We start from the raw sequence: 17038 nt of genomic DNA, 5'->3' as shown, positions 1-17038 counted from the left end.
GCCCGGCAGACTAGTCAAAACCCGTTAACCAAGCGTGACTTTTTTTCTCTGCGGATATCACTGCCAAATCTGCCTTCAGAACATGCTTCGCAGTTGATGCCATTCATGCCATTGGCTAGGCGGAAAGAAAAAAAACGGACAGATTATATGCCTCAAATCTTCAAATCTTCTGCAACTCCGCCCAAGGCCGAGAAACGTCCACTAACCATTGATCAGCTCGGACGGAGCCGCATTGATGATTACGCCTGGATGAAGGATGAGAACTGGCAAACGGTCATGCGCGACCCGTCGAAACTTGATGCTGGCATCAGAGCGCATCTTGAGGCCGAAAACAGTTATACCGAAGCGCTTTTAGCCCCTTATGAAAAGTTGAAAGACAGCATATTCGAGGAATTGAAAGCCCGTCTGGAGCCGGAAGCGGCCAGCACCCCATTGCCCGACGGAAATTGGGCCTATTTTCATCATTACCGCACCGGAGACGAGCACGGTATTTACGCCCGGGTCTGGCAGGAAAACCCCAAAGTCCCAGTCGTTTTAACAGATGCCATTTTAAAGAAATCGGAAGTGGTGCTGGACGCGGAAGCTCTTTCGAAAAACTACCCCGGCTATTTCGATCTTGGCTCCGTATCCCACAGTCCGGACCACAATTGGCTCGCCTATGGCGTGGACGGCAAAGGGTCCGAAAATTACAAAGTTTTCCTACGTAGGCTAGGAAGTAAGGAAAAATTAGAGGAAGAGGCATTTGTCACTTCAATTGATCAGGCCGCCGGCGCGCTGGTCTGGGCGGAGGACTCTCAAACCCTTTACTGGGTCGAGCGCGATGAAAATCAGCGCCCCTATGCGGTTTTTCGTCAGGATATTTTCAACAAAGAGGTAAAACCCGAGCTTATCTACAAAGAAAGCGACCCCGGCTTTTTTGTCAGCGTCGGCACGTCCGATGACATGGCGAATATTGAAATCAGCGCGCACAATCATACCACGTCTGAAATTTGGCGCGTTCCGGCCAATAATCCTGAGGCGCCGCCTCTCTGTTTCGCCGAACGTGTAGAGGGCCTCGAATATAGCCTTCACGATCAGGGCGAGCGAACTTATATTTTGACCAATGCCGATGACGCCGTCGATTTTCAGGTAATGGTGGTCGAAGAAAGAGGTCCGTCCGAGAGCTGGGCCGAGTTTATCCCGCACAAGCCCGGCACACTCATTCTCGGACTAGAAGCCTTTGAACATTTTCTTGTCCGGCTTGAGCGGGAAAACGCTCTGCCCCGTCTCGTTATTCGGGACATGCGCAGCGGAGAAGAACATGCCATCATGATGGAGGAGCCTGCCTACTCCCTCGGCCTCATGTCCGGCTATGAATATGCCACGGACCGGCTTTATTTTTCTTATGCCTCCCCCACGACACCGTCACAGGTCTTCACCTATAATATGGAAACGCGGAAGCGCGTTCTGGTCAAAACCCAAATCGTGCCGAGCGGACATGAGCCGTCTGACTATAAAACAGAGCGAGTCAATATTACGGCGAGAGACGGCGAGCAGATACCTGTCACACTTTTAAGCCGCGCCGATACGCCCATGGACGGCACCGCGCCTCTGCTTCTTTATGGATATGGATCTTACGGCATCACGATTCCGGCCGCGTTCCGGACAACCATCCTTTCGCTCGTCGACCGAGGTTTTATCTATGCCATTGCCCATATTCGGGGCGGCATGTCGAAAGGCTATCAGTGGTATCTCAACGGAAAGCTCGAAAAGAAAATGAATACCTTTAATGATTTTGTCGATGTAGGCCGAGGATTGTGCAGCCAAGGATATTCATCTGAAGGACAGCTCGTAGCCCATGGCGGCTCGGCCGGCGGCATGTTGGTCGGCGCGGCCCTCAATCAATCGCCGGATCTGTTTGCCGGCGTTATTGCCGCAGTGCCGTTTGTGGATGTCCTCAATACGATGTCGGATGAAACCCTTCCTCTCACGCCTCCGGAATGGCCGGAATGGGGAAATCCGCTTCTTGACGCGCAAGCTTATGATCTCATCGCAGATTACTCTCCTTACGATCAGATAGAAAATAAGGCCTATCCGCCCGCGCTTATCACGGCGGGGCTCACGGACCCCCGTGTTACTTATTGGGAGCCGGCGAAATGGGCGGCTAAATTGCGGGAATATCAAAATGGAGACGCCCCGATTTTGCTTAAAACCAATATGGACGCCGGTCATCAGGGCGAAAGCGGGCGATATGACTCTCTGAAAGAAACGGCCTTGGAATATGCTTTCGCTCTGGCCTGTGTGGGATTAGCTGCAAAAGATTGACTCTCACTTGATCAAATAAAAAAAACCCGGCTCTGAGGCCGGGTTTATTGAGTTGAAATGTGTAGAAGGTTAGCCAGTCGTTTTGACGATATATTTGGCATCATATTCCGGCTTGAACTTCATACAGTTTTGATCTTCGAGAATAAATTCGCCCGCAAAGATCTCATTGTCGTAAGCGCCTTTGATTTTCTGGAAGCACAACTCTTTTTCAATGTTGGCTTCAAATTCACAGCGGCGCTCAAGCGCGTCCCGCTCGGCCCGAATGAAAGTAATCCATTTTTTGGCATTCCGGTTTTCACGAGAAGAGGCCGGCACATTTGAAAAAGCGTCAATGGCAGAAGCACGGCTCCGGGTAATCGGCGCATTGTTCATCTCTTCAGGAGACATGGCACATGTCAGGCGTTCTTGTGTTTGTGTGGTTTCATAGCGGCAGGTTGCAATCAGCATCCAGGATTTACCGGAGTCATACCCGCGGTTGATCGCCTCTTTAAAGGCCGTTTCCGCTTTTTGGCATTGGCCTTCATTATAAAGGGCCTCGCCGAGGTCAGCGTAAAGCTTCGCTGTTCCGGAGGACGCCGCGGCCTGTTCAAGAATTGGAATAGCGCGCTTATATTCTCTCGCCTGACGGAACAGATTGGAAAGCTGAACAAGTTTATCTGGGTCTCTCGCAATACGTCCCGCTTCCATTTCGCGTTCGAGAATTTCGGCTGCCTGGAAGGGCATTTCATAAAAACTGTAATACTGAACAACTTTCATGAGATCTTGTTCTGTATTTAAGGCGCCGCCCAGATAGAGCATTTTGGAAACTTCAAACGCTTCCTGCTCGCGTCCGCCATTAGCCAACATGGACGCCCAGGCTTCCCAGAGTTCTTTCTCCTGAGGCCAGCGATTGATCATCTGCTTGACAATATCCGCCTGCTCGCCCGGCATTCCAAGATTATTATAAAGGAAGTTCAACAGATCAAAATGCTTACGCTCTTTCGGGCTGGCGTTATTGAACCACTTTTCAGCCCAAGGCAGAGCTTTCCGGTAGTTTTCGGCCTGCACCCACGCCTGAGTAATATATTCAACATATTTGGGTTTTTCCTCGCCGCCCTGAGCCAGATAGTTTTCCAGCATGGTTGCGCCTTCGGCAAATTGCTCGTTCCCGATCAAAAGCTGTGCGATATTGACCCGTAGGCCTGACGCTTCATTCGGCAAAAGACCGCCTGCGCTGATGGCATTTTCGAAGGCCTGAATCGCCTGACCGAAATTTTCGAGTTCGTAGTAATTTGTCCCTTGAATTTGATAAATGATGGAACGCTCGTAAGGGTTCAAATCCGGTAAAGCCAAAGCTTCATTTAACTTACCAATAGACTGTTGATATTGATTTGCGTTCGTTAGTTCATTGGCTTCGCTGACCAAGGCCCCGGCTTCCGCGCCGAACTGACGGCCTTCTTCGGGTTTTTCCTCGTTATCCTGAGCGTGGGCTGTCATGGGCGCAACAGCGGCTACCATTGTGACTGATGCCAAGGCAAACACACTGGCACTAAGGCCATTTCGTATCATTTTTGTCAAAGATAGGCTCATAGCAAACTCCTTAAGCATACGCTCGTTTTTTAATATCTCACCTATAATTCGCTACCGGTCAAAATATCCGGATGGCGTGTGAGGAGGTATCATTTAACCTCAATAACTTGTGGCCGAGTTTCTGAACCCGGCCTTAGAATTAGACCGACAATATGTCTATTCAGGAATAATATTCCCGCGCTCATCAGTCAGGCGGAAAGTAATCTGGCTTTCCACCCCACTCCGGGCAACATTGCGGCCATCGACTACCTTGGGATTATATTTCCACTTTTCGACGGACTTGATAGACGCGCGCTCAAATACGCTGGAGGTGCAATAGGTCGCGTTCACGTTAAAAGGCTGGCCTTCAGGGCTTACATCAAATCGGACTTTGCAGTGGCCGGACTTTTCCGCGCGGGTCGGCATGATCGGCGGGATACGAACCAAGGGTTGCGCGTCACGGTCTGAAACTGCGATCTTAAAGTCGCCCCGATCAATTTTCGGTGTTTCAAACTCAGGAACAGCGCCTTCGAGGGACGCAATGCGTTCCGTTGGCTTATCGGCCTGTGCCCGTTCAATCTGAGGCGGAGGCGGAGGCGTCACAACTTTTTTGACTTGGTCGATTTGCGTTTCGCGCTCGATAACTTTGATATCTTCAACTTTCGGATTAATTTCAAAAGTCGCCGTATCTACCTTTTCTTCAGGTTCAAATTCAGCCGAAATAAGAACCGTCATAAGAATGAAGAGTCCAACCGTCACGATTGCGGCAACTGGAATCCCAATCAACCATCTTAATGCATTACCCATAATAACGTCCTTCCTTACTCAGTACCGACGCGTGTATTGATTTCCAGTTCCTGCATGAGCTCTTGAACGGCCATAACAGTCCCAACTTCTGCGTCCTGATCCGCCTTGATAATGGCTTGGGCTTTCGGACTTTCATCGCGAATTGCCGTTACAACAGGGCGGATTTCCTCAATGCCGTAAGGCCGTTTATCGATCCAGATTTCATTCGCCGCATTCACGGCGATGAGAATAGTTGGTTTCCACTCCACATCAGTTGTCGCAACAGGTTCTGTTGGATCAATGCCCGGCGTTTTTACAAAAACAGAGGTTACAATAAAAAAGATGAGGAGAATAAAAACAACATCCAGCATAGGAGTCATGTTTAATTCTGTATCTTCTTCTGGAACTGATACTCTACTGCGTCTTGACATAATGTTACCTTATCACATTTACGGGGCAGATGCAAATAGGTTCCTGCAATTTTGCAAAAAGGGCTATGTTACAATCGTGCCTGACAATCACCGGAGATTTAAGCGCCGGCGTTTGCTTCAATAATTTCGATTTTTGTCGGACGTCCGCCCGCATCCAATCCGTCTTTCAACTCCACCAAGATTTCATGCTTGGCGCGTTCATCCATTCTCAGGATAACACTGGCGCCCGGTTTGTCCGCCAAAAGCCGTTCAACGGCGAGAGTAACGCGGTCACAACTCGTACTGCGCTGATCCACAGAGCACTGATTCCGTGCATCCACAAAGACTGTAATCGCACGCGGCTGATCCGGCGGAGGCGGTATATCGTCAGGTGGGGGCGGAGGCTGCGTCAAATCGATGCCGTCTTCGTCCAAGAAAGTAGCGGTCACGATGAAGAAGATGAGCATGATGAACACGATGTCCAGCATCGGGGTCATATCGACATCTGCTTCGTCGGAATTATGTTTACGTCCGCGTCTCATAAAATCCTCTTATTAGTTGGGCTATTCGACCTGGAGGTCGTCAGCAAATCGGGCCGTTTCCCGGGAACTCATCCGTGGCAAGACGGTCGAGAAATAAAGTCCGGAGAGAGCGGCAGTCATACCGGCCATAGTTGGAATAGTCGCCTTGAACACGCCGCCGGCCATAAGACGCGCATTTGAAGACCCCGACAATGCCATTGTATCAAAAACCTCGATCATGCCCGTCACAGTTCCCAGAAGGCCTAAAAGCGGGGCCAGGGCAACCAGTGTCTTGATGATGCCTACATTTGTATCTGTGCGCTCTTTGATCTGACTAACCATCTCATCGCGGATGGCGTGGGCCTTCCAGGATGTTTTATCAGACCGTGCGTCCCATTCTGCCCGAAGGCGCTCCTTCATCGGTTTGTGCGCGAAAAGGTAATAGGCAAAACGCTCTACAATAAAGGTCCACATCGCCAGGGTCGCCAGCATAATCCAGAATAAAACGGGTCCGCCAGCGGCAAGAAATTCCTGAAGACCGTTAAAGACGTTAGCAAACATAAAAGAACACCTGAGATGTTTAAAACTTAAAAACTTAGAGGGTCGCGGAAATTACTCCCGCGACCCCGGAAGACTTAGCTAGACAGCGGTAGTTCCGCCGGCTGTGCGGGTTTCCACGTGGCGCGCCACGATACCTGCACTTTGCTCTTCAAGTGTGCCCTGGATAGAGCGGGCAAGGGAGGAGCAGAAGCTGTGGAGGATGAGAAGCGGGATAGCCGCAATCAGACCCAACATCGTCGTGACAAGAGCTTCGGAAATACCGCCAGCCATCAATTGTGGATCGCCTGTTCCGTAAATCATCATGGCCTGGAAGGTTTTGATCATACCTGTAACGGTACCCAAGAGACCCAGAAGCGGTGCGATACCGGCAAAGAGTTTCAGAAGGTTCAGACCAAATTCAAACTTGGGCGATTCTTTCAGAATGGCTTCGTCCAATTTCAATTCAACCGTATCGGCATCTTTTGTCTTGGAAGAGTCATACGCCATCATAACGCGGCCCAAAGGATTGGACTTGGAGGGTTGCGCCTTACGCTTCTGACCGGAAACAGCCATTTTCACGAGGAAGAGACGGATAATATTCAGAATACCGAAAATACCACCAATCGCGAGAAGAATAAGAATGATGTAACCAATTGTTCCGCCGTATGAAATACGCTCACGAACATCCGGCACACGCTCAAATGATTTCAGCAATTCACCGCGAGTTGGATCAAGCGGTGCATAGACCAAATCTCCAGCCGAAGCATTCGTAACAGCATCAGCAGCAGATTGAATCTGACCTCCAGGCTGTTTTGGCAATTTGCTCAGAAGAATTTCATTTCCTTCTTCGGTCGGAGCGCTGTAATCAAGGAAGTTACCTTCATCCGCTGTAAAGACAGCAAAAGGACCCACCCGGGTTACGGCCTGCTCAGCCCCATCATTCACATTGGCAACAGGAGCCTGGAAAGTCGCAACTTCACGCTGCGCCCGCATTTCCTGAAGCATTAACTCATAAATGGCATTCAAATCCTGGCTGCTTGGAAGCGCTTCTGATTCAGAAACCTCTCCGAGAATTTCAGTCCGGCGAGGATATTGCGCTGTTATCAGGGAGCTATCAAGCAAAGCCTTGAACTCACCAGCTTTACCGCGGGCCAGTCCGAAAACCTCACCAAAATCACCTTGGGCGGCGCGAAGGTCAGCCTTCAACCCGTCAATAGTTTCCTGGTTGCCAGCGAAAGCCCGCTCAACGGCGGCTGCTTGATTTTCAAGAGCTTGAAGCTCTCCGCGAGCTTCTGCCAATAACGCTTGCTGTTGATCGCGTTGTTCACGAAACCTAGCCTCACGCTCACGGTTTTCCTGCTCCGTTTGAGCAGCATTTTGACGAACGTCATTCAATAGCTCATCAACTGAGCCAATTTGAGCTGTAGCCGGAACGGCAGACAGCATCACAGCAGAGCCGATGACGGCCGCCGTGGCTTTTGTGAAAAATTTCATATTCATATTCATTGTTCTAAAGTCCTCGGCTTAATTTCTAATGATTACGGGGGCGTAGACGATGCCTGGAGCAGCTTCACCTCTGGCGATACGAATGGCTTGACGCATGGCAAGAGCATCTGCGCCCGCCAATACATCCCACTCACCCGTTTCCAGATTATATTTTGCAACTTCGCTTTCATCCTTTGAAACATAGACGAGAGACGTCCGGCCAAAGCGAATGAAGTTTACAACATTGCCAGGGCGTGTTGGGTGGGCCCCTTCATAACTGTCAATGCCCTGCCCGTAAGAAACCTCAATCTTATAAGCGTTCAGAACGCGGCGATATTGCTCCGCCGGGGACACATCCGGATCCGACAACACCTGCTTCACATCTTGGATACGCGCGGTACGCTCATTGAGGTTAAAGGGAAGGTCTTCACTAATGGCGTCCTCCAGCTGCGCGGTCATGCGTAGCATCATGGGCGCCATACCCTGCTTGATCGACTCAACGGTTCCCAGCTGACGCTGCAACGATTCAATCTCTGACTTCTGAGACTGAAGATAGATATCCTGCTGCGCTACAAATAGCGCGATATTATCTTTCTGCTGCAAAACCGCGCGATATTCACGGGCCGCAGTATCAGCTGCATCATCCGCTTCTTCGACACGTCTTTGCGACGCGGCGCTTGCCGATGTTGAAGCTTTTGCGGCATTGAGAGCGCTTTCTAGCTGAGCCTGCGCCGGCACGGCCATCATGAGCCCCGCTGCGCTGGCAAGCATAAGACGCTTGGCAATTAAAGTTTTTAACATGGTGTCCTTCCAAGTCTGCTTTTCATTTTTATTCTTACCACTGACAGCGGCTGAATTCTGATTATCTCATTTTATCCGTTAATGCGGATCGGAGAGAGAATGACCCCCGGCGCGCTTTCGCCTCGCGCAATTCTGACGGCACGACGCGCGTCCAATACATCCGAGCCAGACATTTCCACCCAAGCCTCTGTGGGCTGATCCCAACGCCAGGCTTCGGAACTGTCATGCTGCAAATAAATTAGAGAAAGGCGACCAAAATGCACATATGCGCCGTCATTAATGCTGTCTCTGAGATCAGGGCGCTCGATACGCGTCGCATCCTGCGGAAGTTCTTCGCGAATCTCATCCGGTAAATCACAGGCATTACTGTTTAAATCTTCATCGCAAGCCGCCAAACGCGTTCCGGGATTGGTCGGGTGCTCCCCGCCATAGGCCTCAATCGAGTTCCCAGAAATCACTTCCAATTCATATAAATTCATAGCTTGCCGGAACAGGCTGGAAATAGGCGACCCTTCCTCGGCCAAATCTTCCTTCAATCGATCCAGACGCGCAAAGCGCTGCACTATCTTGAAAGGAATGTCCTTGACCATTTCCTTTTCAGCTTCCGCCGCCATCTCGACGACAAGGGGCCGCACGGACGCTTTCGTTGCGTCAAGTGTTGCGATTTGTTGCTCAAGCGCAGCTATCTCTTCCTCTTGTTGATTGAGATAGAGCCGACGCTGATCTGTGCTGACCTGCAAGTCAGCAATATGCTGTAATAATCTGGAATAGGTTTCAGCAGGGTCACTGGCTTGAACAGCGTTATCTTGTGAGTTGTCTTGGGCAGTAGCCGTCACAGCCAAGCCGCCGGTCACGAGACCCAGAGCGGCACCAGCCATTAACAATTTACGAGCGGCCTTAGAAATCACCACGCATGTCCTCCAATATTCATTTCCGCGCCCTCTTTTTGGGGCTAACGCAGGTTTGGACTGTTCGCTTACACGCGCCTCAGACCTTAATCAATGGTTACATTACGGTCAAAATCGATTTTTTTTACGACTTTTAAAATAACGTCCTGTTGATATTAACCATAATTTTCTTGTGATAACATTACAATATGTCAGTTGCACAAAATCCACAAGAGCAACACACAGTCACGGAATTAAGTTCCAAGCCGAAACAAGAAAGTTTTATGAAATTTAAGGAAGCCGGTCGGTGGTTGGGGCGGCTGGATTCGAACCAACGATCACGGGATCAAAACCCGATGCCTTACCGCTTGGCTACGCCCCATAAAAAGACCCTGCCGACCAGAAGTGCGCCTTCTAAGAGGAGGAAATCGATTTTGCAACGGGATTTTGCCTCTTTCTTCAGCTAAGGCTCTCAAAGCGTCAAACTCGCCGCCAACTGTGATTATTTTATCGAATAACAACAAATAATTTGTCACTGTTCAATCTCTACTATTATAGTGTCTAGAAAACACACTCTAACTTATTCGAGATTTCCCCCATGCGTCAGTTTTTTATTACCGTTATCGGCGTTGTCGTCGGGCTCATTGCCTTCTTCATATTACTGATTCTCATACTCGTAGGCTTTGGCCTGCTTGGGGCGGCGGGTCAGGCCATGGCGCCAAAGCCGGATCAGGTTCTGAGCCTGGATATGCGTGACGGAATTCCGGATCACGGGCTTGGCGATACTTTGTTCGGACCCTCAAACGGGGTTGTGGACATTGTCAGAGCCTTGGACAGCGCCAAAACGGATGACCGAATCAAGGGATTATTCATCCGCGCCGACAGCACAGGCCTTGCGCCGGCCAGTGCCGAGGAGCTGCGCTTGGCCATTTTAGATTTTAAAACCAGCGGGAAATTTGTCATTGCCCACGCGCAAGGATTCGAATCACCCACTCTGTTCCCCTATATGACAGTCGCCGGAGCTGATGAGCTCTGGATACAAGACACAACCGGTTTTGCGGTCTCCGGCCTTTACTCGGAAACAGAATTTTTCGGCGGCGTGATGGAAAAATTCGGTGCCAATCCAGAATTCGAACAATTTTACGAATATAAAAATGCGGTCAATACCTACACGCAAAAAACATTTACCGAGGCACACCGTGATGCCACGACAAGCTATCTGACGAGCCTTTATGATACAGCGGTTGGGCATATCGCAGACGATAGAAACCTGGATGCTGACGCCGTTAAAGCGGTTTTGAACACTGCGCCGCATAGCGCCGAGGACGCCTTGGCGGCGGGAATGGTCGACAAACTCGGCCATATAGAAGCCGTTAAAACTTACGTTAAACTCAAGGCCGGGGGCGAAGACACGGCGATGATCCCCATTCAAAGTTATAAGGCTAACTCACCCCTAACCGGACCAACCCTGGCCTATATCGGCGGGCAAGGCCCGATATTACCGGGGCCTTCCTCCTCTGGCGGTCCGTTTGGCGGCTCTGTCACCATAGGCGGGGACACGCTGGCCGAAGCTTTTGATAACGCGATCAAAGATAAGAATGTCAAAGCCATTGTTTTCAGAGTCAGCTCTCCGGGCGGATCTCCGGCCGCGTCAGATCAAATTCTGGCCGCGGCTGAACGCGCGCAGGAAGCTGGCAAGCCTGTTGTGATTTCCATGGGACAATATGCGGCCTCTGGCGGATATTATATCAGCGCAACGGCAGATAAAATTGTCGCCATGCCAACTACAATAACCGGCTCCATCGGTGTGTACGGAGGCAAGATTGCTCTGGAAGATACATTCGCCAAGGTTGGATATAATGTCGAAGGGATAACCGTGGGCGGTGATTACGCCGGCGCCTTTTCTTCGGATACACCTTTTACAGACATGCAGCGCGAAGCCTATCGCGGTCAACTCGAGGATATTTACGAGGACTTTACAGGCCGCGTTGCTTTGGGGCGCGATTTACCCCTCTCCCGCATCGAGGAGATTGCCAAAGGGCGTGTCTGGACAGGTGAGCAGGCCAAGGAACTAGGGCTAGTTGATGAGCTTGGCGGCTTTATGAAAGCGATTGAAGTGGCCAAGGAGCTTGCTGAGATTAAACCAGAGGAGGAAATTCGTTTGAAACGCTTCCCGCGCGCCCTCACCCCGGCCGAGCAAATCGAAAAACTCTTCACCGGAACCGCGCAAATGCAGAGCGACATTGCGGCTCTGCGTAAAATTACCGCCCTCCCCGAAGTTCAAGCGGCCCTGCGCGCCCGCGAGGCAGGCCGTGTGGGACAGGAAATGAAAGCGGATTTACCGGAGATAAAGTAAGAGAAGGCTCAAGGCTTTAAGACTTAAGTTTCAAAAATAATCTTACAGAAGGGCGTCTAGGCGCCCTTTTTTATTGGATATGCAAAACAGTTTAGCCCCTTAATAAGACCTGCCGCTTGAGCGAAATGAAGGATATCATAAGCCCTCCAAATGACACTTAGCTTTGTAAGGTTTATTTGGCGCTCGGACACCGAAACTCCCTCCTGAGGCTTTAAATATGCGCTCAGGCCCTTCCACTCTGATGACAAAGTCGAGAGCTATAATCCTTCATCTCAAGTATAAGGTGGAAGCTGTGTGTGTTATTCAGCGCGGTCGGCTTGTGATCGTAGAGGCTCCTCAATCAGAGAAATTATGGTTTGAATGAATGACTTTGAGGCAGAATTGCAGCCTGGCACGTCTACGCTACGGCATTTTATCGCTGTAGTGCATTGAAGAATAATTGCTCCCTCAAAACCGTATCAACAGGTGACAATCATTTTCTATCAGGGGAGTAACTCTTTGTTTGATGAAGATACTCTCGTGAAGTCATCCTTCACACAAACAGACTTCTGTCACCTTGCTGTAGACCATGAAAAAAGCCGCACCCGGAGGGCGCGGCTTAGAGAAGCAATGGTCACTCCCGCGAGGGGAGTGATATTTCAACCTAGAACTTCTTCGAAATGTTCGCGAAGTATGTCCGTCCGCCGATATCGTAACCGAGACCGCCGAGGTTTGCGAGGTTGTTGTTGTCTGTCAATGGCGGAGCCGTATCAAAGACGTTGTTGATACCGAAACGAAGAACAAGTGTATCGTTTGAGTAGGTAACTGACGCGCTATGGACAAAGTAATCATCCAACCCGTCAAACTGGAAGCAATTGAAGTCTCCAGCTGAATTACGAGCGCCTTCAGTTTGAGTACAGTTACTGAAGAATGTTGTCACAGGATCAACGTCTACGTCACCAGCTACACCGCCAGTTGCAGGTTCATCTTCATTCAGGAAATTCTCAACTTGGCTATCGATGTAACGAGTCTGCCACAAGAAAGAGAAATCCTTGTAACGAAGAGTGTTAGTCGCTGTGACACGCCATTCTGGGTTACCATATTCACCCAAGTTTCTATCAAGAAGAATACCATCAACCACAAACTGCTCTTCTGTCTGGGTCAAAGACTGAGTTGCGCGAGCAATAAGTCTGTAATCCAAAGCGGAGTCGAGGAAGGATGGCTTATAATCAAATCCAAACTCAGCATTATAGTCGATACCTTCGACGACCTGCTGACCAAGGTTTTGGTTCAATGCAGAAACGAAGCTGACTTCACCTGAACCCGGATCACCTGCGACGCGAGGGTCGCGTGTAACAAATTGACAAGTTTGGTCAGTCAAACCCGGTGAGTTGTAGCAACGGTTAACAATTGTGTTCGCTGTTAAAGAGTCGACTTCATCATCAATTTTGATTTCGAAATAGCTAACCGCCAGACGGAAATCAAAGAGGTCAGTCCAACGTTGGTCAAATGTACCACCAATGGAGATCGCATCTGACGTCTCAGGCAATAGATCCGGGTTGGAACCACTTGCAATACGTGTTGGTGCACCCAAGAAGACAGGGTTCTGCGTTCCAAGACCACGAATACCTAGTGAGAAGGGATCCGTTGGTTCAAGACCAAAGGGGCCACCACCATTCAGACAGTTCTGAATAACGGCTGGATCACGTGTATCCAAAGCAGCGACATATTCCCGGGTTTCAGGTGTGTTTGGATCATTATCATAATCACCAAACGGAACCGCAATACCTGGTGTCCGGCAAGGATCATTCGGGTTAGCAAAGCCAGTGACACGTCCGCCGAACTGCTCACCTAGGTTAGGTGCGCGGAAAGATGTGCCGTAAGTGGCGCGGAAGCTCAACCAGTCTGTCGGAGCATAAACACCTTTAATGCTGTAAGTTTCCGCAGAGCCAAAGTTAGACTCTTCTGTGTAACGACCTGCAAGGTTTAGAGACAAAGAATCCACTAAAGGCTGGTCAACAACCAAAGGAATTTCGATTTCGCCGAAAACTTCTCTTAGTTTACGCTCACCGTTTGAACCTGGATCGTTGAAGAAGCCAAGGAAGTCACCTGCAAGAGAGGTTCTTGTTTCAATCCGGTCTGTACGGTGTTCACCACCAAAACCAACTTGAACAGTACCACCAAATGGGATTTCGAACAAATCACCGCTGACATAACCGGAATAGACAGTTTGTTCTACTACAGTATCGGTCAAACGGTTCGGGAAAAGGTACTCCGTGTCCAGAGGATCATCAAAGCGACCATTGAACAGGAATGTCGGGCTGAGGAAGTTCAGAGGACGACATTCTGCGACCTGTCCTTCACCAGGAATGGAGCGCGCATCACAAACAGCTTCACCTGTATCCGCATCAAAACGCGTATTGCTGATAGTCTGCTCCAGACGAGGGAAGAAAGGAATACCAGAGACACTATCCTGACCGCTAGACTTTGAATAGCTGACATATGTGTCGTAATTCCAGTTATCCAGACCAGCTTTTTCCATGAATGGAAGCTCACCTTTCAAACCACCAATCAGACGGGTTTGAGCCACGTTTGTATCATTGATAAAACGGGACTGGAAGAAAACTGTAGACGCGTTTCCGAATGAGTTGAACAAATAATCCGCCGGCATTTCGATAGCGCCCTGTCCAGCAGTATTGGTTTCGGTTTCACGCATAGCGTGTGAAGCCTCAAAATAGGCTGTCATGTCGCCATAAAAACCAGTTTCATATTCACCATAGGCAAAGATGGACGTCCGCTGGAAATCTGGTGTAAATGCTGCATCAAGTTCTTCTGGGAAAAGGAGAAGGCCCTGACCGGCAACGTTATCAGGCTGAATTAGACCAGCCGTAATTGGAACAGGGACAAAGTTCGGCGGAAGTCCATCAACGTTCGCACCATCCTGGAATGACAAAAAGCCAAAACCAGAACTACTGATAGAACCCGCACCAAAGGCGCCAGAACACAAATCAGGATTATAGATTGTGCCACTAGCACCACGCGTTACACGGCTCAAACATCCACCACCGTAAGGGGAATAGAAGTCCGCTAGGGCGCGCTCGTTAAAACCATCTGTCCGGCTATGCTCGACAGCCAGGCTCATAAAGCCGCGATCACCAGCTATACCAGCAGTCGCAGAGAAAACCTCTTGGTGACCCGCATTACCAGGCAGTTCAGGCATTGTTGCATAAGCATCAAGCTGAAGGCCTTCAAAGTTACGGCGAAGTTGATAGTTCACAACACCGGCAACGGCGTCTGAACCATAAACGGAAGAGGCGCCATCGAGAAGAACGTCAACGCGCTCGATCAATGTACCTGGGATCAGGTTAAGGTCTGGCGCACTTGGAACGCCGCGAACACCCGCTGGCGCAAGACGACGGCCGTCAACCAATACCAAAGTACGACCAGGGTTAAGACCTCGCAAGGACGCTGTCGCAGACCCTGGACCACTGTCAGAAAGAAGGCCGCCAGACGTTGAAACGCTTGTCGTAATTTGCTGACCTTGAACAACCGTTGTCTGACCCAGCAAATCAGCTGCATCCACAAGACCGAGGTCACGAGACAATTCACCGTCAATAACCTGTAAAGGCGAAGCAGACGTAAATTCGTTACGGCGAAGGCGTGAACCCGTAACAACAACCTCGTCACCTTCACTTTCAAATTCTTCTTCGTCAGCAACATCTTGAGTTTCAATCTGTTCCGCTGTTGTTGGCGCTTCATCATCTGCCTCGGCTGGAGGCGCGACCTGCGCGAATGCAGGAACAGCAGCGCCCATGATGAGCGTACTGAGAATGGAGGTCTGTAACAGACGTGTTTTGTCTAAAATGTTCATTAATGAACCCCTTCGAACTGGTTTTGTTTATATTGCGGTAGGCTCCGCACATGACTTGACGTTAAAAATGATTAATCAGGAACACTCAATAGAGAACATGGACAAAACTACAGAAATATTCGTCTTTTTCCCTAAGTGTTGCAAAATTGTCACCTATTGACCGCGTTTTGTTCAATATACATTAAATGAAGATTAACGACGTCTTTATTGAGCCTACATAAATCAAATAAATCTGCCCGATGACTATGACCTCCGACGAATCTGTTGTAAAAACAGCCAATTGTTTGTTCAAACCCTAGGATAATCCTGATGACCCAACCCTCACGTCACTTCTTTTCCGGCTTGCTCTGCTTTGGCATTTGTGCAGCAGGCCTCGCCCAAAGTGCAGCCGCCCAGGACTCAAATCTGAAAGAAGCAAATGAATTATCAGCGGTTTTCGCCTGTAAAAGTGAAACAGATCCAATGGAGCGTCTTGCGTGTTATGATGCCGCGGTCGGCCAATTTGAACAAGCCCAGCAAAGCGGGGAACTTATTACGGTCTCCAAGTCACAGATTGAAGAAGTAGAGCGGGACTCTTTTGGTTTCAGCATTCCTTCCCTCCCTAAACTGGGAGAACTCTTCGGCGGCGGGGGCAAGAAGTCGGAAAGCGCGCTAACTAAACCCGTCTCAGAGGGGGCTGTTCAATCCGCTCAGGCCGATGCGCCCGCCTCACAGAGTGTGAAAGCCGATATTAAACCTGCAAAGGTAGAAGAAATTGCGGTTAACATTCGTAAGGTTCAGGAATTCGGGTATAAGAAAAATCGCTTCTTCCTGGAAAACGGTCAAGTCTGGGAGCAGACGAGCACAAAACGGATTAGAATTCCACGCGCGTCCAAATCAGACCCGAATGTGGCAAATATTAGAAAAGCCTCCCTCGGTAGCTTCCTATTACAAATAAACGACAGCGGAGCCGCGGTCAGCGTTATCAGGGTCCGTTAAATTCATTACCGCCCATGAAACCGTCAGATTTGAAATGGTCCTTTCGCGGCGTGACAGTTCGCGAAACCGGGGCCTACATACCTTTCAACAGGGCGTTATTTGATGACTTACGGGTTTGGCGGGCCTATTATCGAGCGGAGAAGAAAACTCCGATTGCCTCTCGGAACCCGATTCGTCTCGTCGCCTGCCACCCTCGCAAGGTGCAGCCACATTACCTCCTCTGGGGCGCGATGCGTCAGGCGGGGCTCAAAGTTATGGGGCCGGAAGTGGCGGCAGACCTGCACGTCTACTTCCAGGACCAAACCTATCTGAACAAGAAGGAAGACGCGCCTGCCGGACTGAACCGCGATTGCAACGATATCAGCAAGAGCAGGGTCGCTTCCGTGTTTGAAGACGTTTTCGGTTATTCGCTGGACGTTAATCCCCGCACATCGCCTCCCCCTTTTGTCTGTAAGTCCGAAATTAATGGACGCCATGACGGGTTTATCAGCCGTGAAAATTGTGAGCCGAAAGACGGCTGGGTCTATCAGAAACTCATACAATCCGAAACGCCTGACGACACGGTTCTGGAC

Annotated in this window: 12 protein-coding genes, 1 tRNA gene and 1 pseudogene; 4 read left to right on the top strand and 10 right to left on the bottom strand. The window is 49.9% G+C overall.

All coding sequences use genetic code 11. The features are described 5' to 3' along the window. The first annotated feature begins 147 nt into the window (after positions 1 to 147). The gene (locus tag ACN0IC_RS09975; protein ID WP_416878633.1) at positions 148 to 2304 is read left to right on the top strand and encodes a S9 family peptidase; all 2157 of its coding nucleotides are present in this window, start codon (positions 148 to 150) and stop codon (positions 2302 to 2304) included. A 69-nt stretch (positions 2305 to 2373) separates the two neighbouring features. On the opposite strand, the gene ACN0IC_RS09970 is transcribed toward ACN0IC_RS09975, so the two are convergent. The 9 genes from ACN0IC_RS09970 to ACN0IC_RS09930 form a co-directional block, all read right to left on the bottom strand. After that, entirely contained in the window at positions 2374 to 3873 is a 1500-nt protein-coding gene (locus ACN0IC_RS09970; RefSeq protein ID WP_416878632.1) for a tetratricopeptide repeat protein, read from the bottom strand. A gap of 156 nt (positions 3874 to 4029) precedes the next feature. Further along, entirely contained in the window at positions 4030 to 4659 is a 630-nt protein-coding gene (locus ACN0IC_RS09965) for an energy transducer TonB (RefSeq protein ID WP_416878631.1), read from the bottom strand. A 14-nt stretch (positions 4660 to 4673) separates the two neighbouring features. Then, entirely contained in the window at positions 4674 to 5069 is a 396-nt protein-coding gene (locus ACN0IC_RS09960; protein ID WP_416878630.1) for an ExbD/TolR family protein, read from the bottom strand. Between the two features lie 98 nt (positions 5070 to 5167). Next, the gene (locus ACN0IC_RS09955) at positions 5168 to 5590 is read right to left on the bottom strand and encodes an ExbD/TolR family protein (RefSeq protein WP_416878629.1); all 423 of its coding nucleotides are present in this window, start codon (positions 5588 to 5590) and stop codon (positions 5168 to 5170) included. 21 nt (positions 5591 to 5611) lie between these two features. Further along, a complete protein-coding gene (locus tag ACN0IC_RS09950; RefSeq protein ID WP_416878628.1) occupies positions 5612 to 6130 on the bottom strand; it encodes a MotA/TolQ/ExbB proton channel family protein in 519 nt (172 codons plus the stop codon). Between the two features lie 78 nt (positions 6131 to 6208). Continuing rightward, positions 6209 to 7603: a MotA/TolQ/ExbB proton channel family protein gene (locus ACN0IC_RS09945; protein WP_416878627.1), complete on the bottom strand. Its 1395-nt coding sequence runs from the start codon at positions 7601 to 7603 to the stop codon at positions 6209 to 6211. A gap of 30 nt (positions 7604 to 7633) precedes the next feature. After that, positions 7634 to 8395 (bottom strand): DUF3450 domain-containing protein, encoded by a 762-nt coding sequence (locus ACN0IC_RS09940; protein ID WP_416878626.1) that lies wholly within the window; start codon positions 8393 to 8395, stop codon positions 7634 to 7636. Between the two features lie 71 nt (positions 8396 to 8466). Further along, positions 8467 to 9306: a DUF3450 family protein gene (locus ACN0IC_RS09935; RefSeq protein WP_416878625.1), complete on the bottom strand. Its 840-nt coding sequence runs from the start codon at positions 9304 to 9306 to the stop codon at positions 8467 to 8469. 284 nt (positions 9307 to 9590) lie between these two features. Then, positions 9591 to 9664 (bottom strand) — tRNA-Gln (locus tag ACN0IC_RS09930). A gap of 216 nt (positions 9665 to 9880) precedes the next feature. Between ACN0IC_RS09930 and sppA the strand changes: the two genes are divergently transcribed. Further along, complete coding sequence (gene sppA / locus ACN0IC_RS09925) at positions 9881 to 11638, top strand: signal peptide peptidase SppA (RefSeq protein WP_416878624.1); 1758 nt, start codon at positions 9881 to 9883, stop codon at positions 11636 to 11638. Positions 11639 to 12281: 643 nt separating this feature from the next. Here the strand turns inward: sppA and ACN0IC_RS09920 are convergent. Then, positions 12282 to 15488, bottom strand: coding sequence for a TonB-dependent receptor domain-containing protein (locus ACN0IC_RS09920; RefSeq protein ID WP_416878623.1), 3207 nt, complete (start codon positions 15486 to 15488; stop codon positions 12282 to 12284). 309 nt (positions 15489 to 15797) lie between these two features. On the opposite strand from ACN0IC_RS09920, the gene ACN0IC_RS09915 reads away from it, so the two are divergent. Beyond that, positions 15798 to 16466 carry a hypothetical protein gene (locus ACN0IC_RS09915; protein ID WP_416878622.1) on the top strand — a complete coding sequence of 223 codons (669 nt, stop codon included), beginning with the start codon at positions 15798 to 15800 and terminating at the stop codon, positions 16464 to 16466. A 14-nt stretch (positions 16467 to 16480) separates the two neighbouring features. Next, positions 16481 to 17038, top strand: a pseudogene (locus ACN0IC_RS09910) (hypothetical protein); the annotation flags it as partial.

Origin of the sequence: Litorimonas sp., from assembly GCA_029936425.1 — a bacterium.
Classification (GTDB): Bacteria; Pseudomonadota; Alphaproteobacteria; order Caulobacterales; family Maricaulaceae; genus Litorimonas.
Note: the sequence above shows the minus strand (reverse complement) of the source record. Positions and strands in the feature narration are given on the sequence as shown.